Source organism: Streptomyces sp. NPDC020747, from assembly GCF_044334695.1.
Lineage (GTDB): Bacteria > Actinomycetota > Actinomycetes > Streptomycetales > Streptomycetaceae > Streptomyces.
The window spans coordinates 157761-177574 of record NZ_JBIRTJ010000012.1 but is presented as its reverse complement, the minus strand read 5'-3'; the positions used below and the strand labels follow the sequence as shown (position 1 = coordinate 177574).

Below are 19814 nucleotides of genomic sequence, written 5' to 3'. Positions count from 1 at the left end.
GCCTCATGGGAAGAAACCCCTGGTTCGAAACCGTCGCGGAAGCGCAGCGCCGCGCGAAGAAGTATCTGCCGAGCACGGTCTACGGCTCCCTCGTGGCCGGCTCCGAGCGTGGCCGCACCATCGCCGACAACATCGGCGCGTTCGCCGAACTCGGCTTCGCCCCAAGGGTGGTGGGCCACCAGGCCGAACGGAACCTGTCCACGACCGTGCTCGGCGTGGAGTCCTCGATGCCGGTCCTCATCTCACCCACCGGAGTGCAGGCGGTCCACCCCGACGGCGAGGTGGCCGTCGCCCGCGCCGCCGCGAACCGGGGTGTGGTCATGGGCCTCAGCTCGTTCGCGAGCAAGCCCGTCGAGGAGGTCGTCGGGACCGGCGCGAGCACCTTCTACCAGATGTACTGGATGGGCACCCGCGACCTCATGGTCCAGCGCATGGAGCGGGCCAGGGCCGCCGGAGCCAAGGCGCTCATCGTCACCCTGGACTGGTCGTTCTCCAACGGCCGTGACTGGGGCAGCCCGCCCGTCCCGGAGCGCGTCGACGTCAGGACGGCGCTGCGGTTCGCGCCGGACGTGCTGCCGCACCCGCGCTGGCTCCTGGCGTTCGCCCGGGCGCGGCGCATCCCCGACCTCACCGCCCCCAACCTCCAGGAGCCGGGCGGCGCCGCGCCCACCTTCTTCGGCGCCTACGGCGAGTGGATGCAGACGCCGCCGCCCACCTGGGACGATGTGAAGTGGCTGCGCACGGAGTGGGGCGGCCCGCTCCTGCTCAAGGGAGTGTCACGGGTCGACGACGCCAAGCGGGCCGTCGACGCGGGAGTCGCCGGTATCTCGGTCTCCAACCACGGCGGCAACAACCTGGACACGACCCCCGCGACGATCCGGCTGCTGCCGTCCATCGCCGAGGCGGTCGGTCATGAGATCGAGGTGCTTCTGGACGGCGGCGTCCGGCGCGGCGGCGACGTCGCCAAGGCCCTCGCCCTCGGCGCCCGCGCCGTCCTCGTCGGCCGCGCCTACCTGTGGGGTCTGGCCGCGAACGGGCAGGCAGGCGTGGAGAACGTCCTGGACATCCTGCGCGGCGGCCTCGACTCCGCCGTGCTCGGCCTGGGACACGCGTCCGTCCACGACCTCGGCCCCGACGACCTGGTGATCCCGGACGGCTTCACCCGCACCCTCGGCGTGCCGCGTGCCCCGCGCTGAACCGGTGGAACTGGCGCGCAGGGTGTGGCCGACGGTGCCCGAGAGCGCCCTGGTCCTCGTACCCGTCGGCTCCACCGAACAGCACGGGCCGCATCTGCCCCTCCACACGGACAGCACGGTCGCCGCATCCGTGGCACGCGCGACGCTGAGTCAACTCCCCGGTCGCGAAGGTGTGTTGGCGCCCACCATCGCCTACGGCGCGAGCGGTGAGCACGCCGGTTTCCCCGGCACCCTCTCCATCGGCCACGAGGCGCTGCGGGCCGTCCTGGTGGAGACGGTACGGTCACTGTCCCTGTGGGCGGGCCGTGTCGTGTTCGTCAACGGTCACGGCGGCAACGTCGCCTCCCTGGACGCGGCCTGCGCCCAACTCCGCGACGAGGGGCACGACGTGTCCTGGCTCGGCTGCGACCCACCCGGCGGCGACGCCCACGCGGGCCGCACCGAGACCTCCGTCATGCTGCACCTCGCCCCGGACGACGTACGGATGTCCGAGGCGGCCCCCGGCGACACGCGCCCCCTGCCCGAACTGCTGCCCCTCCTCATGGCCCACGGCGTGCGGGCCGTCTCCCCGAACGGCGTCCTCGGCGACCCGGCCGGCGCCACCGCCGAGGAGGGGCGCGCCCTGGTCGAGATGATGGTGTCGAGGGCCGTACGCCTCGTCACCGCCGACCTCGCGGACTCCCGGGGCCGCCTCGCCGACCCGTCCCGCACGGCCGCCAGGCAGGGAGCGGGGGAGGCGTGACACTCCCGTACGGCTATGTCGTCACCCTCGACCGGCACACCCGCGTCCTCGACGGCGGGCGCGCGCTCCTCGGCGGGCATCCGACCCGCCTGCTGCGGCTGACCCCACGGGCCCGCCGGCTGCTGGCCGCGCGCACACTGCGTGTACGCGGCCGGGCGGGCGCCGTCCTCGCCGGCCGGCTGCTCGACACCGGCATCGCCCACCCCGTCGTCACCGCCCTGCCACCCGTGCCCGACACGGTCGACGGCGGCGCCCCGGTGTGCAGTTACGTCATCCCGGTCCGCGACCGTCCCGAGCAGCTCGACCGGCTCCTGACGAGCATCCGGGCCGCGACGGACGACCCGGTGATCGTCGTCGACGACGCCTCGCACCACCCCGACCGCGTCGCCGCCGTCGCCGCGCGCCACGGCGCCCGCGTGATCCCGCTCGCCGACAACCTCGGCCCGGCGGGCGCCCGCAACGCCGGGCTGCGCGCGGTCAGCACGCCGTACGTGGCCTGTGTCGACTCCGACATCGTGCTCGCGCCCGACACGGTGCCCACGCTGCTGCGGCACTTCGCCGACCCCGGCGTCGTGATGTCCGTGCCCCGGATCACCGGACTGCCGGGCGCCGGCTCCGACCGCTGGCTCGGCCGCTACGAGAACGCCCGCTCCTCGCTCGACCTGGGCGGTCACCCGGCCGCCGTCCGCCCCGGCACCCCCGTCTCCTGGGTGCCCAGCGCCTGCATGGTGCTGCGTACCGAAGTGCTCGCCGACGCGGGCGGATTCGACGCCACGATGCGCGTGGGCGAGGACGTCGATCTGTGCTGGCGGCTGATCGCGGCCGGCGGACGCATCCGCTACGAACCCTCCGTGCGGGCCGCCCACGAACATCGGGTCGATCTCGCCGACTGGTTCCGGCGCAAGGCCGTCTACGGCACCGGCGCCCACCCCCTCGCCCGGCGCCACCCGGCCAACATCGCCCCCGCCGTGCTCGCGCCGTGGAGCGCGGCGCTCCTCGTCGCCCTGCTCGCGCAGCGCCGCTGGTCCCTGCCGGTCGCCGGGGGCGTCGCAGCCGTCGCCACCGCCCGCAACGCCGCCAGGCTGAAGGGCATCGAGCGCCCGTGGTGGCACGCCGCCCGCCTCACCGGCCTGGGCGCCGTGTCGTCCTTCACCCAGGGCGCGGCCCTGCTGACCCGGCACTGGTGGCCGCTGACGGTCGTGGGCTGTATGGCATCGCGACGGCTGCGCCGGGCCACGGCCGTCGCGGCGGTCACCGACATCGCCCTGGAATCACTCGACCGGCGCTCGGCCCCCACCCGGCTCGACCCCGTCCGCTACGCCGCCGCCCGCCGTCTCGACGACCTCGCCTACGGCAGCGGTGTGTGGCTCTCCGCGCTCAAGGGCCGCTCGACGGCCGCTCTTCGTCCCCGTATCGCCCGCACCAGGCGCAAGGAGAAGCGGGTATGAAGGCCGGCGACCGCTTGCACACGCAGGCGGGCGGCCAATGGGCGGCTAACGGGCGATCGGCAGTGCGAGACCATTACTTCCGTTCAGTGAGAATGATATTCTCCCTGGATGTGTGAGGGAGCGCAGGCAGGGAGGCCGAGATGCTCTTCGAGTTCGACCCGGATCAGCGACTGTGGCAACGGACCGTCCGGGAGGCCGTCTCCAAGGAGTGCACGCCCGCCCTCGTCCGGTCGGTCTCGGACGACGGGATCGATCCCGCGCCGCTGTGGCGCACCTATCGGAAGCTGGGCTGGACCGAGTTCACCGATCCGTCGGACGCCGTCGAACTCGGCATCGTCCTTGAGGAGTTGGGGCACGCGGTCGATCCGACGCCGTACCTGGCGACCATGACCCAGTTCGCCCCGCTCGCCCCTGCGGCGGCGGGAGACGGGCAGTGCGGCACCGCGGTCTTCACCGGGGTGGACGCCTCCCGGGCCGAAGGCGCCGTGACCCTCACCGGCACCGGCAGGTACGTGCTCGACGGAGACCGGGCGGAGCGGTTCGCCGTCGTCACCGGCGAGGGCGTCTTCGTGGTGCCCGCCGATCGGGTCACCGTCACCCCCTTGCCGGTGTTCGACCCACTGCTGCACGTCGCCGAGGTGACGTTCGACGGAGTGCGGGTCGGTGAGGACGCGCGCAGCACGGCCGACCCGGAGCGCGCCCACCACCTGGCGCTCGCCGGACTGGCGATGACGATGGTCGGCGCGTGCCGCCGGATCCTCGACCTGACCCTTGAACACGTCCGGGGCCGCCGCCAGTTCGACGCTCCGATCGGTTCCTTCCAGGCCGTCCAGCACAAGGCGGCCGACATGCACGTGGCGATCGAACGGGCCCGTGCGCTGGCCTACTTCGCGATGATGACGATCGCGGCCGACGACCCGCGTCGCCACCTGGCCGCGGCCATGGCCAAGGCGTCGGCGGGGGAGTGCCAGGCCCTGGTGTTCCGGCACGGCGTCCAGCTGTTCGGGGCGATGGGGAGCACCTGGGAGAACGATCTGCAGTTCGCGCTCAAGCGGGCCAAGGCCGGCGAACTGCTGCTCGGCGGAGCGGCCGAGCACCGGGCCCGCATCGCCGACATCGTGAGGGACGGCCATGCGACTGACCTTTGACGACGAAGTCGACTCCTTCCGGGCCGAGTTCGCGGCGTTCCTGGACGCGCATCTGCCGACCGAGGCCGAGGCCGTCGAACGCTCCCGCTCCTCCAGCCACCTGCCCGAGTGGGCCCGCCGCTGGCAGCGAACCCAGTTCGACGCGGGCTGGCTGCTGCCCGGAAACCCACCCGAGTTCGGCGGGCGCAACGCCACCGTGGTGCAGCAGTACGTGCACCTGGAGGAGCTCGGCCGACGCCGTATCTTCCACAGCTTCAACCCGCAGGGCGTCGGCATCATCGCCGCCTCCCTGCTCTCCTTCGGCACCGGCGAGCAGCAGCACCGCTGGGCCGTGCCGATCCTGCGAGCGGAGATCACCGCGGCCCTCGGCATGAGCGAGCCCGGCGCGGGAAGCGACCTCGCCTCGCTGCGTACCCGCGCCCAACTCTCCGACGACGGCACCCACTTCAAGGTCAACGGTCAGAAGGTGTGGACCTCCGGCGCCCACGACGCCGACGTCCTGCTCACCTTCGTACGCACCGACCCCGACGCCCCCAAGCACAAAGGGATCAGCGTGCTGCTGATCCCCACCGACACCCCAGGTGTGACCCGGCGCCCCTTCGCCTCCTACACCAGCCCGGAGGACAAGGACTTCAACGAGGTCTTCTTCGAGGACGTGCGGGTTCCCGCCGAGAACCTCGTCGGCCCGCTCAACGAGGGCTGGCGCGTGGCCAACGGCTCGCTCGGCCACGAGCGCACCCTGATGTGGCTGGGCGACGCCGAGCGGATGACCGATCTGCTGCGGGACTTCCGCCCCTCCACACCGCTGGAGAAGGACTGGTACGCCACCCTGGTCATGGACCGGCAGGCACTGACCCTGCTCGGGGTGGCCGCACTGGCCCGCGCCGCCCGCGGTGAGACGGACGTACCCTCGCTGTCCGTGCTGAAGGTGCTCGGCTCGGAGGCCTTGCAGGAGGCGCTGGACCGGGCCCTTGAGGCAGCCGGGCCCGAGGGGCTCATCCACCCCGCGCGTACCGCGCCGTACTACCACATGGGCTACGACGACGCCTCCGCCGGCTGGTTCCACCGCTACGCGCGCAGCTTCAGCGGCACCATCGCGGGCGGTACGTCCGAGATCCAGCGCGGCATCATCGCCCAGCGGGTGCTCGGCCTGCCGCGCGGCTGAGCGAGCACCGGCTGCGGCCGGACGGCCAGGATGACACTCCCCATGCCGGGGAATCCCATGTGCCACGAGATCGCCCGTATCGAAGTGAGGACGCCCATGGACCAGATCCTGTACGAGGTGAGCGACGGCATCGCCGCCATCACGCTCAACCGCCCCGAGGCGGCCAACGCCCAGACGATGGCGCTGCTCGATGAACTCGACGCCGCCTGGACGCGCGCTGCCGAGGACGACGCGGTGCGGGTGATCGTGCTGCGCGCCAACGGAAAGCACTTCTCGGCCGGCCACGACCTCAAGGACCGCTGGCCGGCACCGAAGGACCTGACTCTGGAGTGGATCAACAACACCGAGGCGCGGCGCTACTTGGGCTATTCGCTGCGGTGGCGGAACGTGCCCAAGCCGTCGATCGCGGCGGTGCAGGGCAAGTGCATAGCAGCGGGGCTGATGCTGTGCTGGCCGTGCGATCTGATCGTCGCGGCGGAGAACGCGGAGTTCTCGGATCCGGTGGTGCGGATGGGGATCGGTGGGGTGGAGTACCACGGTCACACATGGGAGTTGGGTGCGCGCAAGGCGAAGGAGATCCTGTTCACCGGACGGGCACTGACGGCGACGGAGGCGGAGCAGGTCGGGATGGTGAACAGGGTGGTCCCGCTGGGGGAGTTGGACGCGGCGACGCGGGAGCTGGCGGAGCGCATCGCGCGGATGCCGGCGTTCGGGCTGCGGCAGGCCAAGCGGGCGGTGAACCAGACACTCGATGTGCAGGGCTTCTACTCGGCGTTGCAGTCGGCGTTCGACATCCATCAGACCGGGCACGGCAACGCGCTGAGCGTGGACGGCTATCCGGTCCTGACCCGACTCGAAGAGATGAAGGAGCACATCAAACAGGCATGATCGCTCGCCCGTATGTCTCATTCAGGGGACACCTCTCGCTGTCTCACGAGCTTGGGACGGGCTCCAGCCGGTAGGCGTCCCCGTGCGCGACCACGCGGCCGGCGGTGGGCGGTGCGAAGTGGGTGCCGAGGAGGAGGGTGTCCGTGCCCGCGAGGGAGCCGAGCAGCTCGCGGCGGGTGGCTTCGGACTGCCGCGGGTCGATGTCGACGCAGGCGCCGATGACGGGGTGGGCGAGCTGGACGGGGTGGTGGACGCAGTCGCCGGAGATCAGCGCCGTCTCCCCCTGGCTGGTCAGTTCCACGGCGACGTGGCCGGGGGTGTGACCGGGTGTCGGGATCAGGCGCAGGCCGGGGGAGATCTCGGCCCCCTTGTGCGGGACATCGACCGTGCTCAGCAGACCCGCCTGTTCGACCGGGATCACGGAGTCGCGGAACATCTGTTCGCGTGCCTCCTCCATGTCGTACGTGGCCCAGAACTCCCGCTCGGCGCGGGAGGTGAGGTGGCGGGCGTTGGGGAAGGTGGGGACCCATTCGCCGTTCACCTGCCGTGTGTTCCAGCCGACGTGATCGGCGTGCAGGTGAGTGAGGATCACCAGGTCGACGGAGTCCGGGGGGAAACCGGCGGCGGTGAGGTGCTCCAGGAAGTCGGTCCGCAGGTTGTGCCAGGCCGGGTTGGCCCGCGCCTTGCCGTTGCCGATGCCGGTGTCGACGAGAACGCGCAGCCCGTTCACGACGAACGCGAAGCTGTGGCTGTCGATGTGCAGAGTCCCGTCCTGGCCGGCGAAGTGGGGGTGCAGCCAGTCCTGGGCGGTCACCACCTCGGGGGTGGCGTCGGGCAGCAGCCAGGGCCCGGTCGCGGGCGGCAGGGCGGCTTCGTCGATGCGGTGGACGGTGACGCCTCCCACGGTCCAGGAAGGGTTGGGGTTGGCGGCGGGTGAGGTGTGCATGGTGTGTCGTTTCCCTTGTTCTCGTCGTGACGCGGTGAGTGCCACCAGGGCCGCCAGGGCGAGGAGCGCGGCGGCGATGACGTACGCGTGTGAGGTGGTCCCCAGCCCGTAGCGCTGGGTGGCGGCGCCCGCGGCGACGGCGGGCAGGCTCATGGAGAGGTAGCTGAGGATGTAGTAGGCGGCCAGTGTCGCGGCGCGGTCCCGCTCGTCGAGCGAGCCGAGGAGCATACGCAGTGCCCCCTGGGAAACGGCGCCGAAGGCGATGCCGGCCAGCACCGCGCCGCCGTAGACAGCGGGCAGCCCGGCGCCGTGCAGACCGCTCAGGGTCAGGGCCGCGGCGGGCAGGACGGACAGGCAGCCGCCGATCGCCGTGGCGCGGGGCGGCCTGCGCCGCAGCGCCCATACGGTGAGCGCGGCCGTGGCGCTGAGGGTGAAGAAGACCATGCCGCGGGCTGCTTGCGGGGCGTCGGGGGCCACCAGGTGTACGAGGGCCGGGCCGAGGGAGGAGTAGAAGCCGCCCAGCGCCCAGACGGTGCCGACAGCGGCGCCCGCGGCCAGCAGGGCGCGGCGGGCCGGGGGCGGGACGCTGACCCGCGGGTGCAGCGACCGCAGCGCTCCCGTGTGGCGGTGGGCCGTCTCCGTGGTGAAGGTGGCCGCGATCGCCTGGGCGAGAAACAACGCCGCCAGCAGTACGTAGACGGTGGCAGTGGGGGCGGGGGCGAAACGGACGAGCAGGGTGGAGACGAGCACGCCGGTGGCCATGCCGGCGACCGGGGTGACGCTGTTGGCCAGGGCGGACCGGCCCGGGCGCCGGGGGTTCTCCAGGTCGACGAGCGCCGCACCCGCGGCGCTGGTGGCCGCGCCGGTGGCCGCTCCTTGCAGGACCCGGGCGATGGTCAGGGAGCCCGCGCCGTCCGCTGAGGCCAGGAGGACCATGGAGGCGGCTGCCATGAGGAGGGCGCCTGCCAGGACGGGGCGTCGCCCCAGGTGGTCGGAGAGCGCTCCGGTGGTGAGCAGGGCCGGCAACAGGGCCAGGGCGTACGCGCTGAAGACCACGGTGACGGCGAGCGCGGAGAGACCCCACTGGTCCTGGTAGAGAGGGTAGAGCGGGGTCGGAGCGCTGGACGCGGCCAGGAGGGCCGCGAGTATCGACACGTCGAGGGCGAAAGAAGCCGTTCGCCTCTTCATACGGGTACGGGTACGGGTACAGGTGCGGGTGGCCTGGTGAGCGACGTGCGCGGGTGCGTCGGAGATGACGCCAGGCATAGGACCCCTTCCGTAAATGCAACATATTCGCTTTAGCTCGACCGTAGGCCCGCTGGCCGGGTTAAAGCAAACTGTTAGCTTTTATGGGGGTCCCGACGCCTCCGTGTGCCTGTCCTCCCTGGCCGACATGCTCCTCCTAAACGCAAAAACCGTGCTTTAAGGTGGAGTCATGAGTCGTAAGCCGATGGTGCGCCCCGGCGGGCGCAGTGCACGGGTCCAGGCTTCGGTGCATACCGCTGTCCGCGAAATCCTGTCGGAGCGGGGCCGCGACGCGGTGACCGTCCCGCTGGTCGCCCAGCGCGCCGGAGTCACCCCCTCGACGATCTACCGCCGCTGGGGTGACCTTCAGGAGCTGCTGTCGGACGTCGCGGTGGAGCGCCTGCGGCCCGACACCGAGCCGGAGAACCACGGCGACCTGCTGTCCGACCTGACGGCCTGGGCCGAACAGTTCCTCGACGAGATGTCGTCCCCCTCCGGCCGCGCCTACATCCGTGACGCCCTGCTCGGCGACCCGGACGGCAGCAACGCGGGTCAGTGCTCGGCCTACGCGGCCGAACAGGTCGGCGTCATGCTCGCCCGCGCGATCGGCCGCGAGGAGGACACTCCCGACGTCGAGACGGCGATGGACCGCGTGGTCGCCCCCATGATGTACCGCATCCTCTTCCGCCCGGCCGGACTCGACGCCGCGTACGCCCGTCGGCTCGTGACCGACTTCCTCGACGCGGGTGACGAACGCCCCCTCCCGTGATCCGGATTCCTCGCGGCCCGCGCAGGAGCCGGCTCACCGGGCAGCCGCCTGGTGAGCCGGCCGACGCCCGGCCCGGACGAACCGCTCCCGGACCTGCGCCTGGGCTCCGCTCAGCGTGCGTACCTCGTGCCGAACGACTCCAGGAATTCCAGGGTCGCGGTCTCCGACCGGTGCGGACACGACACGACCGTCCACGTCACCCCGGCCTTCTCCAGCCCGGCGAACGCCTCCCGGTGGCGGTCCGCGTCGACGGTCGGATCCGTCAGTCCGTCCTCGTGGGAGGAGTAGGAGTACAGCACGTCGACGACAGCGTCATCGCGTCCCGCCGTCGCTGCAGCTTCCCTCAACTCGCCGATGGATCGGGCGAGTTCGGGCAGCGGGCCGAGTGCGGGGGTCCGTGCGGTGGCGCTGAGTTCCGCGCCGCCCGACATCGGCATCCACCCCTGCGCCCGCTGCGCGGCCCGGCGTCGGCTCAGACGTGAGTTGCCACCGATCCAGATCGGGATCGGCCGCTGCGCGGGACGCGGCAGAGCGACCACGTCACGGGCGCTGAAGTGCCGGCCCTCGTAACTGAACGGCTCACCGCTCCAGTGCAGCGGCAGCACGTCCAGGACCTCGTCGAACAGGACGTTGCGCTCCTCGAAGTCGACGCCCAGAGCGTGGTATTCGCCCTTGAGGTACCCGGCCCCGAGCCCCAGGATCAGCCGCCCGCCGGAGAGGCGGTCGAGGGTGGCCGCCTGCTTGGCGAGCAGCAGAGGGTTGCGGTACGGGGCGACGGCCAGATACGTGAGAAGCCGCAGCCGGGTGGTCACGGCGGCGGCGTGACCAAGCGCGACGAACGGGTCCAGGGTCTGGTGGCCGCCGTGCGTCAGCCAGCGCGCCCCGGGCGCCGGATGCTCACTGAAGGAGAGGCCGGAGAAGCCGAACTCCTCGGCGGCGCGGGCGACTTCGGTCAGCCGGCCGGCATCCAGCAGGTCGGCGTCCGGCCCGTGCGCCTCCGGGTAGTGGAACAGGAATCGCATCGTCACACATCCTCCGGTTCTGTGCGGATCTGCCGCCTGTGCCGACCCGTTGGCGGGTCCGTCGGGGGCTTACCCACACGAGCGGCTCGACGCACGGGTGGGGTCTCCCCGCCCCGTACGGGCGGCCCGCGGCCCGCAGCCGGTGGCCCGCGCGCTCAGGCGAAGGGTGACACCAGGTGCGGCAGGTCCGCCGTCGTCAGGATCCCGGCCGGAGCCGCGCAGACCCAGGGCACCGCGTTGACCGCGCGGTTGGCGGTGTACGAGGGGTAGGTGGCAGCCCGGTTCTCGGGAGCTATCGGGAAGCGGATGGACACTTCGAGCGGGGCGTCGCCGTCGACGGTCAACCGCCATCCGTTGTCGCGCAGTTCCCAGTCGCGGTCCAGGTCCTCGGTGCAGTACCAGGTCGCCCGGAACCGCAGGACAGGCCGGCCCGCGCGGGTCCAGGCGACCGTGACGCGTTGAGCGGCGACCGTCCCCGCGTCGAGCACCCCGGCGGCGATCGTGGTCCGGGAGCGCGCGTACGCGAACTCGCCGTGTGTCTCGCAACGTTCGACGGGCAGCCCCAGCGCGTCGGCGACCACGCGCAGCGACGGCGCGAAGCTCGCCCGCAAGTTGGCCAGCCGCGGCTCGTCGAACTCCTCCTGCCGGCTGCCGAAGCCCATCACCTCGAAGAGAAGCTCCGGCGACGGACGCTGCGACAGATCGGCGAACTCGTCGACCAGTATCCCTTCGAGGCGCCGCTGCATGGACGCGAGCACGAGCGGCAGGGCCTCCGTCACGAAGCCGGGGCTGCTGCCGGTGCTGTGGATGCTGCTGCCGCCCTCGTCGCAGGCCGCCTCGACACGGCTGCGCAGGGCCTGGTCCATGGCGGCAGGGTGGTGGAAGTCGGTGCGCGTGGAGACGACGTTGATCCCGGCGGCCAAGAGTGCGCACACGGCGTCCGCGTCGAGTTCGAGCGGCGCGTACAGCACGCAGTCCGGCTTCAGGGCGAGGACGTCGTCGAGTTCGGTCGTGGCGCGGACGCCGAGCGGCGCACAGCCGCCCAACTCACCCGCGTCCAGGCCCGCCTTCGCCGCGCTGTGCACGAGGACGCCGACCAGATCGAGCCAGGGATGCTCGGCGGTCCCGCGCAGCGTACGACTCCCGATGTTGCCGGTCGCCCACTGGACGACGCGATACGTGCGGCTCGGCTCCGTCATGCCGGAAACAGTACTCTCGTAGAGAGAGAATGTTAATATCGCAGGCTCTGTCGCGCTGAGCGGACCAGGACCGCCGTCCCGGCCGGTGTCATCCTGCTGTCCGCCGCTGTCCGCCGCTGCCGTCGCGCCGGCGAGCCCGATCACGTCGTGCGCGATGTATGGATCTCGCCTTCTCAGTCTGAGAGAGTTCAATTCTCATGCATTGGTGAGCATCTCACGAGGAGGTTGGTTCTTCCCATGCCGACGATCCCGGTCACCGCGCTCAGGACGATCCCGCCGGAGCTGGCCCAGCGTTATGAGGCGACGGGGCTGTGGACCCGCGAGACCCTCGGAGAACTCCTGACGGAGCGTCTGCGGGCTTGCCCCGACGCCGAGTTCCGTGTGCACTCGCGGGTACGCCCCTGGTCCGGCACCTTCGGTGACGTGGAGCGAACGGCCCGCCGGCTCGCGGCCGGGCTGCGTGAGCGCGGCGTCGGGCCCGGCGACACCATCGCGTTCCAGCTGCCCAACTGGATGGAGGCGGCGGCCGTGTTCTGGGCCTCGGCGCTCCTCGGTGCGGTCGTCGTGCCCATCGTGCACTTCTACGGGCCCAAGGAGGTCGGCTACATACTGCGCTCCACCCGGCCGAGCGCCTTCTTCGCCGCCGAACGCTTCGGCCACCAGGAGTTCAGGCCCGAACTCAGCGCCGACGTACCGATCGTGGGGGTCGTCGGGCGCGACTTCGACGAGCTGCTCGCCGACGAACCGATGGCCGGCACCCTGCCCGTCGACCCGGCGGCGCCCGCCCTGATCGCCTTCACCTCCGGGACCACCCGCGACCCGAAGGGCGTGGTGCACAGCCACCAGACCCTGGTGTGCGAGACGCGCCAGCTGTCGGCGGCCTACCCGCCGGACCGAGGCAGGCAGTTCACCGTGGCCCCGGTCGGCCACTTCATCGGGATGATCAACGCGTTCCTGATACCGGTGCTCGACGGCTCGCCCGTCAACCTCGGCGACGTATGGGACCCGGCGCAGGCGCTGGACCTCATGGCACGCGAGAACCTGGTCGTGGGCGGGGGAGCGACCTACTACATGACGAGCCTGCTCGACCACCCGGACTGCACCCCGGAGCATGTGGCCAGACTCAAGTACGCGGGGCTCGGCGGCTCCACCGTCCCGTCCGCCGTGACGACCCGTCTGGAGGGCCTCGGGATCACAGCGTTCCGCTCCTACGGCTCGACCGAGCACCCCTCCGTCACCTGGGCCCCGCACGACGGCCCCGCCCGCCTTCGGCTGCACACGGACGGCGCACCGCTCGACGGTGTGGAGCTGCGGCTCGACGAGGACGGCGAGATCCTCACCCGCGGACCCGACCTCTGCCTCGGCTACACCGATCCCGAACTGACCAAGTCGTGTTTCGACGCCGACGGCTGGTACCGGACCGGTGACATCGGCGTCCTCGACGCGGACGGCTTCCTGTCGATCACCGACCGGAAGTCCGACGTCATCATCCGCGGCGGCGAGAACATCGGCGCCCTGGAGGTCGAGGAGGTGCTGCTCGGCATGCCCGGAGTGGCCGAGGCCGCCGTGGTCGCCGCCCCCGACGCCCGGCTGGGTGAGCACGCGGCGGCGGTGCTGCGCATGCTGCCCGGCCGACAGGCCCCGGATCTGGCGGAGTTGCGCGCGCACTTCGAGAACGCCGGGATGGCCCGCCAGAAGTGGCCCGAGGAGGTGCACACGGTCGACGAGTTCCCGCGCACCGCCAGCGGCAAGGTCAAGAAGTTCGTTCTCCGTAGGGACATTGCCCCGTAGGGACATTGCCTTGATCTCTCGGTGAGAATACTATTCTCAAAAGTCGCTAAGGAGGATTCCATGTCTTCCCGCACCCTGCCCTATCCGCTCTTCGACGCGGACAACCACCTCTACGAGACCCGGGAGGCGCTGACCAGGTACCTCCCCAAGCAGTACGACGGGGCGATCGAGTACGTCGATGTCCGCGGCCGCACGAAGATCGCGATCCGCGGCCAGATCAGCGAGTACATCCCGAACCCGACCTTCGACGTCGTCGCCCGGCCGGGAGCGATGGAGGAGTACTTCAGGTTCGGCAACCCCGACGGCAAGACCCGCCGGGAGATCTTCGGTGAACCGATGCGTTCCATCCCGGCCTTCCGTGAACCGGGGCCGCGGCTGCAGCTCCTCGACGACCTCGGCATCCAGCGCTCCCTGATGTTCCCCACGCTCGCGAGCCTCATCGAGGAGCGGATGAAGGACGACCCGGAGCTGATCCACGCGGTCATCCACGCGCTCAACGAGTGGCTCCACGAAACCTGGGGCTTCGTCTACAAGGACCGCATCTTTACAGTGCCCGTGATCACCCTGCCGTACGTGGACAAGGCGATCGAGGAGCTGAACTGGGTGGTGGAGCGCGGCGCCCGCGCGATCCTCGTCCGCCCCGCGCCCGTGCCGGGCCCGGGCGGTGTCACCCGCTCCTTCGCGCTGCCCGAGTTCGACCCGTTCTGGAAGCGCGTGCAGGAGCTCGGGGTGCTCGTCACCTTCCACTCCTCCGACAGCGGCTACTCCAACTACGCCAACGACTGGGAGGGCGGCACCCGCGAGTTCCTGCCCTTCAAGCCCAACGCGTTCCGGCAGATCGCCGAATGGCGCCCCATCGAGGACGCCGTGGCCTCGATGATCTGCCACGGCATGCTCTCCCGCTTCCCCGAGCTGAAGGTCGCGGTGATCGAGCAGGGCGCCTCCTGGGTGGAGCCGGTGCTGAGCCGTCTTCGCGATGTGTACAAGAAGATGCCGCACGAGTTCCAGGAGAACCCGGTCGAGGTCTTCAAGCGGCACATCCACATCAGCCCGTTCTGGGAGGAGGACATGGCCGCCCTCGGCGACCTCATCGGCATCGAACGCGTCCTGTTCGGCTCCGACTACCCGCACCCGGAGGGTCTTGCTGACCCTGTCACGTACGTGGACGTCCTCGGCAAGCTCGACGACACCGACAAGGCGAAGGTGATGGGTGGCAACCTGGCCCGCCTGATGGCCCCATGAGTGCCGCCGGCACTCTGAAGTGGCGCAGCATCCCCGAGATGGCACTCAGCGCCGCCGACCGGTTCGGCGACGCGGAGGCCGTCGTCGACGGTGAGCTGCGCCTCACGTTCCGTGAACTCGCCGAGCGGATCCGGGTCGCCGCGGGTGCCTACGCAGGCGAACTCGGCATCCGCAAGGGCGACCGGGTGGCGCTGTGGGCGCCCAACTCGGCCGCGTGGATCGTCGCGGCCTTCGGTCTCACGGCCGCCGGGGGCGTCCTCGTACCGGTGAACACCCGGTTCAAGGACGCCGAGGCGCACGACATCGTGCGCCGCAGCGGAGCCAAGGCGGTACTGGTCCAGAACGGCTTCCTGGACCGGGAGTTCACCGGACCCGAGGGCGTCCCGGTGATCGACGTGACGTCCGGATTCCTCGCCTCGGGCAGCGCGTTCGAACGCGAGGTGGACGAGGACGACATCGCCGACATCGTCTTCACCTCGGGCACCACGGGCCGCCCCAAAGGCGTCATGACCACCCACGGGCAGACACTGCGCCTGTACGACGAGTGGTGCGAGCTGGCCGGGCTGCGGCAGGGCGACCGCTACCTCATGGTCAACCCGTACTTTCACATCTTCGGCTACAAGGCGGGCCTCGTGGCCTCGTTCCTGCGCGGCGCCACGATGCTGCCGGTCCCCGTGTTCGACACGGACGTGGTGCTCGACCTGGTCGAACGCGAGCGCGTGACGGTCCTGCCCGGGCCGCCCACCCTCTACCACTCGCTGCTCCAGGCCCCGCCGGGACGCGACCTGTCCTCGCTGCGCGTCGCGGTCACCGGCTCCGCCGACATCCCCGTCGAGCTCGTGCGCCGTGTCACCACCGAACTCCCCTTCCGCCACCTGATGACGGGCTACGGCCTCACCGAAGCGGGCACCGTGTCCGCGTCCCGGCCGGGCGACCCGTACGAGGCCGTCGCCACGACGGTGGGCCGGCCGTGCGAAGGCATCGAGGTGCGCATCGCCGACGACGGCGAGGTACTGGTGCGCGGCTACGCGGTGATGCGCGGCTACCTCGACGACCCCGCGGCCACCGCCGAGGCCATCGACCCCGACGGCTGGCTGCACACCGGCGATCTGGGCGAGCTCGACGAGGAGGGCCGGCTGCGGATCGTCGGACGCAAGAAGGACATGTTCATCGTCGGCGGCTTCAACGCCTACCCCGCCGAGATCGAGGGCTTCCTGCTCGAACATCCCGCGGTGGCCCAGGCCGCCGTCATCGGCGTGCCCGACGACCGGATGGGCCAGGTCGGCAAGGCCTTCGTGGTGACACGCGAACCGGTGACCGCCGACGACCTCATCGACTGGAGCCGGGAGCGGATGGCCGGGTTCAAGGTGCCCCGACACATCGAGTTCCGCGACGCGCTGCCACTGGGAGCCACCGGCAAGGTCCTCAAGGACCAGCTGACCCAGGGCACACCGACGCACGAGCAGGAGCCTCGACTCCCATGACGAAAGCCGCCGTTCGCACCCGGTCCGGCCTGCCCCGCAAACCGTGACCGCCGACCGTGAGGACTGAAACAAATCATGCGTATCGGAGTGATGTCCGGCCCCGAGCGGGGCGACACCGCGCGCAAGGCCGCCCGCATGCTCGACGACGCGCGGTGGGCCGAGGAGGCCGGCTTCGACACGGTGTGGGTGCCACAGGTGCCCACCGACTTCGACGCGCTGACCGCCATCGCCCTCATGGGATCGGTGACCTCGCGCATCGAGCTGGGCACGGCCGTCGTGCCGGTCCACGCCCAGCACCCCGTCGCCCTGGCCCGTCAGGCCCTGTCCGTGCACGCCGCCGCCCAGGGGCGCCTCGCGCTCGGCGTCGGCGCCTCGCACCACTGGATCGTGAAGGACATGCTCGGCCTGCCCTACGAGAAGCCGGCCGCGTACACCCGTGACTATCTCGACGTCCTCAACCCGGCCGTCGGCGGGACGAGTTCGGTGGACGTCGAGAACGACACCTTCACGGTCCACAATCCGCTCGGCCTCGCACCGGTCGCACCGCTGCCCGTCCTGGTGGCCGCGCTCGGCCCCGTCATGCTGCGCATAGCGGGGGAGCGGGCCGACGGGACCGTGCTGTGGATGGCCGACGAACGTTCCGTCGCCGACCACGTGGTGCCGCGCATCACCAAGGCCGCACAGGACGCCGGGCGCCCGGCGCCGCGGATCGTCGCCGGTATCCCCGTCTGCCTGTGCCGCCCCTCCGAGGTCGACACCGCGCGCGAGCGCGCCAACCGTATCCTCGGCGAGGCCGAGATCTCGCCCAACTACCAGCGCCTGCTGGAGTACGGGGACGCGCGCGACGTCGGCGATCTGTGCGCGGCAGGCGACGAGACGGCGATCAGGGCCCGCTTCCAGCGGTTCGCCGACGCGGGCGTGACCGACCTGTCCGTACGGCTGCTGCCCATCGGAGAGGGCCGCGACGAACTGGTCGCGTCGAAGCGCAGGACCCGTGAGACGGTGGCCGCCATCGCCGCGGACCTGCGGTGAGCGCGGGCCCGCCTCATTCCGTGGGCGAACTCTCCTGCTCGTAGCGGCTGATAAGGCTCTCCACGAAGGCGTGGGTCTCCGCGTGCCGGGTCGACATGCCCATCGTGGTCTCCATCGTGAGGGTCCTGCCGAGCGCGTTGGTGAGCATCTGCAGCACCGCCGGGGACATCCCGGGCGGCAGTTCCACGCCCGTCTCCGCGAGCCTGCGGGTGAGGGCCTCGACCTGGGCCTCCCGGTAGCGCTCCGCGTGGGCGGCGAGTTCGGCGCGGATCGACTTGCGGTGATTGGCCAGCGCGGTGAACTCCGTGGTGAGCGCGTTGCCGGGATGGCTGTTGAGCCTCCACAGCGTGCGCAGCGGCTGAGGGCCGTCGAGGGCGCGGACCACGCGCTCCAACTCCTGCTCCGCGCGCCGCCGCAGCACGGCGAGAAACAGGTCGTCGAGCGCGCGGAAGTAGTACAGGACCAGCGCCGGGGCCACCTCGGCCTCACGCGCCACCCGCCGTACGCCGACGGCCGCGTACCCCTCCTCCAGCATCAGCCGCTCCGCGATGTCGAGCAGCAACAGGCGCGTCTTGGAGTTCTCGGTACCCATCCGGCGAGGTGCGGCAGTCATGCGGTCATTGTGCTTGACGATCGCGAAGCGCGGGTGTTAAACAGTCGTTCAGCACCTTGGTTGAACACTCGTTCAGCACGTGGCGCGACCGACGCGCCTTCCTCTCTTGATTCCTCTCTTGATTCCGCGTCTCAACACCGTGCACCACCTTCACCAGGAACGAGGTACCTCATGCCCGGACGAGTAGAAGGCAAAGTGGCGTTCATCACGGGAGCGGCGCGCGGTCAGGGCCGCAGCCACGCCGTGCGGCTCGCCGAGGAGGGCGCCGACATCATCGCCGTCGACGTGTGCAAGCAGCTCGACGGCGTCACGTTCGCGATGTCGACACCGGAGGACCTGGAGGAGACGGTCGAGCAGGTGCAGAAGCTGGGCCGGCGCATCCACGCCGTGCAGGCCGACGTACGCGACCTCCAGGCGCTCGACGCCGCCGTGACCGAGGGCGTGGAACGGTTCGGACGTCTGGACATCGTCTGTGCCAACGCGGGGCTTGGCAGCGACGGCAAGCGGATGCACCTGATGGACGAGAAGACCTGGCGCGACATGATCGACGTCAACCTCACCGGCGTCTGGCTGACCGCCAAGGTCGCCATCCCGCACATCATCGCGGGCGGCAGGGGCGGCTCGATCGTCCTGACCAGCTCCGTCGGCGGTCTGCGGGGGCACGCCAACATCGGGCACTACATCGCCGCCAAGCACGGCGTCGTGGGCCTCATGCGCACGCTGGCCTGGGAGCTCGGCGAGCACAACATCCGCGTCAACTCGGTCCACCCGACCCAGGTCAACACTCCCATGGTCATGCACGACAGGACGTTCAAGATGTTCCGCCCGGACCTGGAGAACCCCACCATCGACGACTTCGCCGCCGTGTCCCAGGGCATGCACCTCCTGCCCACGCCCTGGGTCGAGCCGCGCGACATCAGCAACGCCATCCTCTATCTCGCCTCGGACGAGGGCCGCTTCGTCACGGGCACCACACACACCATCGACGCGGGGGCCATGCTCAAGTAACCACCGCCACTACGCACGGACGCGACGCACGAATGCGGGGCCGACATGACTGTCGGCCCCGCACTCGTATCGGTCGGGCCGCCCCAACAGTCGCCAACAGCGGGGCGGCATACGGTCATTCGGGCCTGGCAGCCCAGGCCGCTTCCACCGCGCCCGCGAGCGCGTCACCCTTCGCGAAGCCGTAGTAGGCCGCGAACTGGAGCACGATCTCGTCCATCTCGTCCTTGGTGAGGTCGCCGGAGTGCAGCGCCGACGTGACGTGCGTACGCAGCGGGACGGGGGAGTCGTCGAGGGCGACGCTCGCCACCGTGATGATCCGGCGTTCGCGGCGGCCGAGGCCGGGGCGCTGCCAGACGTGCCCGAAGACGAAGCTCAGGATGCCCGCCTGCCGGTACGGCGAGTTCGGCGGCGGGGCCGGGGTGAGGTTGACGTCGGTGAACTCGCGCGTGCCGCGCTCAAGGCGTTTCTCGTGGTCCTGCGGGTCGAGCGCGTCGTTCGTCAACTCCGGCCAGGGCGGGGTCTCTTCGCCGCGCTCCCGGTGGATGCGGTCCCACTGGCGGGCGATGGCGCCCTCGACGTGCGATGCCTTGGGCCAGCCGCAGTAGACCGCGAAGTGCAGCACGAACTCCAGCATCTCCTCCAGAGCGATGTCACCGCTCGCGAGCGCCGCGTACACGTGCTGCTCGATCGGCTCGGGAGAGTCGGCGGCGGCCACACAGGTCAGGGTGACCCAGCGGCGGTCGCGCCGGCTCAGCCCCGGACGCGCCCACACGTCGCCGTAGAGGAAGTCGCGGGCGGCGCGGCCGAACGGGGTGTCCGGCGACGGGAGTTCGCCCTCGGTGGTGGCCATGACTTCGGGGAAACTGGTCATCGTCG

17 protein-coding genes and 1 pseudogene are annotated in these 19814 nt (G+C 71.0%); 12 read left to right on the top strand and 6 right to left on the bottom strand.

Annotation, left to right across the window (positions count from 1 at the left end; all coding sequences use genetic code 11):
• Positions 1–5: 5 nt before the first annotated feature.
• From mftD to ACH4YP_RS29590, 6 genes are all read left to right on the top strand, one after another.
• Positions 6–1196: a pre-mycofactocin synthase MftD gene (mftD, locus tag ACH4YP_RS29615; RefSeq protein WP_398493596.1), complete on the top strand. Its 1191-nt coding sequence runs from the start codon at positions 6–8 to the stop codon at positions 1194–1196.
• Entirely contained in the window at positions 1183–1938 is a 756-nt protein-coding gene (gene mftE, locus ACH4YP_RS29610; protein WP_398493594.1) for a mycofactocin biosynthesis peptidyl-dipeptidase MftE, read from the top strand. Before mftD ends, mftE begins: the two co-directional genes overlap by 14 nt.
• The gene (gene mftF, locus ACH4YP_RS29605) at positions 1935–3386 is read left to right on the top strand and encodes a mycofactocin biosynthesis glycosyltransferase MftF (RefSeq protein ID WP_398493592.1); all 1452 of its coding nucleotides are present in this window, start codon (positions 1935–1937) and stop codon (positions 3384–3386) included. The genes mftE and mftF overlap by 4 nt, the downstream gene beginning before the upstream one ends.
• A gap of 140 nt (positions 3387–3526) precedes the next feature.
• Positions 3527–4534 (top strand): acyl-CoA dehydrogenase family protein, encoded by a 1008-nt coding sequence (locus ACH4YP_RS29600; protein WP_398493590.1) that lies wholly within the window; start codon positions 3527–3529, stop codon positions 4532–4534.
• The gene (locus tag ACH4YP_RS29595; protein ID WP_361069290.1) at positions 4518–5699 is read left to right on the top strand and encodes an acyl-CoA dehydrogenase family protein; all 1182 of its coding nucleotides are present in this window, start codon (positions 4518–4520) and stop codon (positions 5697–5699) included. Before ACH4YP_RS29600 ends, ACH4YP_RS29595 begins: the two co-directional genes overlap by 17 nt.
• A 42-nt stretch (positions 5700–5741) precedes the next feature.
• Complete coding sequence (locus ACH4YP_RS29590) at positions 5742–6587, top strand: enoyl-CoA hydratase (protein ID WP_361069293.1); 846 nt, start codon at positions 5742–5744, stop codon at positions 6585–6587.
• A gap of 43 nt (positions 6588–6630) precedes the next feature.
• Here the strand turns inward: ACH4YP_RS29590 and ACH4YP_RS29585 are convergent, their stop codons facing one another.
• Both ACH4YP_RS29585 and ACH4YP_RS29580 read right to left on the bottom strand, forming a co-directional pair.
• Positions 6631–7533: an MBL fold metallo-hydrolase gene (locus ACH4YP_RS29585; protein WP_361069296.1), complete on the bottom strand. Its 903-nt coding sequence runs from the start codon at positions 7531–7533 to the stop codon at positions 6631–6633.
• Between the two features lie 342 nt (positions 7534–7875).
• Positions 7876–8721 (bottom strand): annotated as a pseudogene (locus ACH4YP_RS29580) (MFS transporter); the annotation flags it as partial.
• 247 nt (positions 8722–8968) lie between these two features.
• Here ACH4YP_RS29580 and ACH4YP_RS29575 point away from each other — a divergent pair.
• Positions 8969–9547: a TetR/AcrR family transcriptional regulator gene (locus ACH4YP_RS29575; RefSeq protein WP_398493588.1), complete on the top strand. Its 579-nt coding sequence runs from the start codon at positions 8969–8971 to the stop codon at positions 9545–9547.
• Positions 9548–9657: 110 nt separating this feature from the next.
• On the opposite strand, the gene ACH4YP_RS29570 is transcribed toward ACH4YP_RS29575, so the two are convergent.
• Both ACH4YP_RS29570 and ACH4YP_RS29565 read right to left on the bottom strand, forming a co-directional pair.
• Positions 9658–10569, bottom strand: coding sequence for an LLM class F420-dependent oxidoreductase (locus ACH4YP_RS29570; protein ID WP_398493586.1), 912 nt, complete (start codon positions 10567–10569; stop codon positions 9658–9660).
• 155 nt (positions 10570–10724) lie between these two features.
• Positions 10725–11768 (bottom strand): dihydrodipicolinate reductase, encoded by a 1044-nt coding sequence (locus tag ACH4YP_RS29565; protein WP_398493584.1) that lies wholly within the window; start codon positions 11766–11768, stop codon positions 10725–10727.
• Between the two features lie 237 nt (positions 11769–12005).
• Between ACH4YP_RS29565 and ACH4YP_RS29560 the strand changes: the two genes are divergently transcribed.
• From ACH4YP_RS29560 to ACH4YP_RS29545, 4 genes are all read left to right on the top strand, one after another.
• Entirely contained in the window at positions 12006–13559 is a 1554-nt protein-coding gene (locus tag ACH4YP_RS29560; RefSeq protein ID WP_398493582.1) for an AMP-binding protein, read from the top strand.
• A gap of 60 nt (positions 13560–13619) precedes the next feature.
• The gene (locus tag ACH4YP_RS29555; protein ID WP_361061042.1) at positions 13620–14801 is read left to right on the top strand and encodes an amidohydrolase family protein; all 1182 of its coding nucleotides are present in this window, start codon (positions 13620–13622) and stop codon (positions 14799–14801) included.
• A complete protein-coding gene (locus ACH4YP_RS29550) occupies positions 14798–16285 on the top strand; it encodes a FadD3 family acyl-CoA ligase (RefSeq protein ID WP_361061044.1) in 1488 nt (495 codons plus the stop codon). Before ACH4YP_RS29555 ends, ACH4YP_RS29550 begins: the two co-directional genes overlap by 4 nt.
• A gap of 75 nt (positions 16286–16360) precedes the next feature.
• A complete protein-coding gene (locus ACH4YP_RS29545) occupies positions 16361–17317 on the top strand; it encodes an LLM class F420-dependent oxidoreductase (RefSeq protein ID WP_361061046.1) in 957 nt (318 codons plus the stop codon).
• Positions 17318–17330: 13 nt separating this feature from the next.
• Here the strand turns inward: ACH4YP_RS29545 and ACH4YP_RS29540 are convergent, their stop codons facing one another.
• Positions 17331–17930, bottom strand: a complete 600-nt coding sequence (locus ACH4YP_RS29540) for a helix-turn-helix domain-containing protein (RefSeq protein WP_361061048.1) — start codon at positions 17928–17930, stop codon at positions 17331–17333.
• Positions 17931–18101: 171 nt separating this feature from the next.
• On the opposite strand from ACH4YP_RS29540, the gene ACH4YP_RS29535 reads away from it, so the two are divergent.
• On the top strand, positions 18102–18938 hold the full coding sequence (locus ACH4YP_RS29535) for a mycofactocin-coupled SDR family oxidoreductase (RefSeq protein ID WP_398493579.1): 837 nt from the start codon (positions 18102–18104) through the stop codon (positions 18936–18938).
• A gap of 115 nt (positions 18939–19053) precedes the next feature.
• Here the strand turns inward: ACH4YP_RS29535 and ACH4YP_RS29530 are convergent, their stop codons facing one another.
• Positions 19054–19809, bottom strand: coding sequence for a carboxymuconolactone decarboxylase family protein (locus ACH4YP_RS29530; RefSeq protein WP_398493577.1), 756 nt, complete (start codon positions 19807–19809; stop codon positions 19054–19056).
• Positions 19810–19814 lie beyond the last annotated feature (5 nt).

What these genes read in the sequence shown, in the direction of transcription:
- mftD (WP_398493596.1), top strand. Translation starts at nt 6, where the DNA reads ATGGGAAGAAACCCCTGGTTCGAAACCGTCGCGGAAGCGCAGCGCCGC.
- ACH4YP_RS29600 (WP_398493590.1), top strand. Translation starts at nt 3,527, where the DNA reads ATGCTCTTCGAGTTCGACCCGGATCAGCGACTGTGGCAACGGACCGTC.
- ACH4YP_RS29595 (WP_361069290.1), top strand. Translation starts at nt 4,518, where the DNA reads ATGCGACTGACCTTTGACGACGAAGTCGACTCCTTCCGGGCCGAGTTC.
- ACH4YP_RS29590 (WP_361069293.1), top strand. Translation starts at nt 5,742, where the DNA reads ATGCCGGGGAATCCCATGTGCCACGAGATCGCCCGTATCGAAGTGAGG.
- ACH4YP_RS29585 (WP_361069296.1), bottom strand. Translation starts at nt 7,533, where the DNA reads ATGCACACCTCACCCGCCGCCAACCCCAACCCTTCCTGGACCGTGGGA.
- ACH4YP_RS29575 (WP_398493588.1), top strand. Translation starts at nt 8,969, where the DNA reads ATGAGTCGTAAGCCGATGGTGCGCCCCGGCGGGCGCAGTGCACGGGTC.
- ACH4YP_RS29570 (WP_398493586.1), bottom strand. Translation starts at nt 10,569, where the DNA reads ATGCGATTCCTGTTCCACTACCCGGAGGCGCACGGGCCGGACGCCGAC.
- ACH4YP_RS29565 (WP_398493584.1), bottom strand. Translation starts at nt 11,768, where the DNA reads ATGACGGAGCCGAGCCGCACGTATCGCGTCGTCCAGTGGGCGACCGGC.
- ACH4YP_RS29560 (WP_398493582.1), top strand. Translation starts at nt 12,006, where the DNA reads ATGCCGACGATCCCGGTCACCGCGCTCAGGACGATCCCGCCGGAGCTG.
- ACH4YP_RS29555 (WP_361061042.1), top strand. Translation starts at nt 13,620, where the DNA reads ATGTCTTCCCGCACCCTGCCCTATCCGCTCTTCGACGCGGACAACCAC.
- ACH4YP_RS29550 (WP_361061044.1), top strand. Translation starts at nt 14,798, where the DNA reads ATGAGTGCCGCCGGCACTCTGAAGTGGCGCAGCATCCCCGAGATGGCA.
- ACH4YP_RS29545 (WP_361061046.1), top strand. Translation starts at nt 16,361, where the DNA reads ATGCGTATCGGAGTGATGTCCGGCCCCGAGCGGGGCGACACCGCGCGC.
- ACH4YP_RS29540 (WP_361061048.1), bottom strand. Translation starts at nt 17,930, where the DNA reads ATGACTGCCGCACCTCGCCGGATGGGTACCGAGAACTCCAAGACGCGC.
- ACH4YP_RS29535 (WP_398493579.1), top strand. Translation starts at nt 18,102, where the DNA reads ATGCCCGGACGAGTAGAAGGCAAAGTGGCGTTCATCACGGGAGCGGCG.
- ACH4YP_RS29530 (WP_398493577.1), bottom strand. Translation starts at nt 19,809, where the DNA reads ATGACCAGTTTCCCCGAAGTCATGGCCACCACCGAGGGCGAACTCCCG.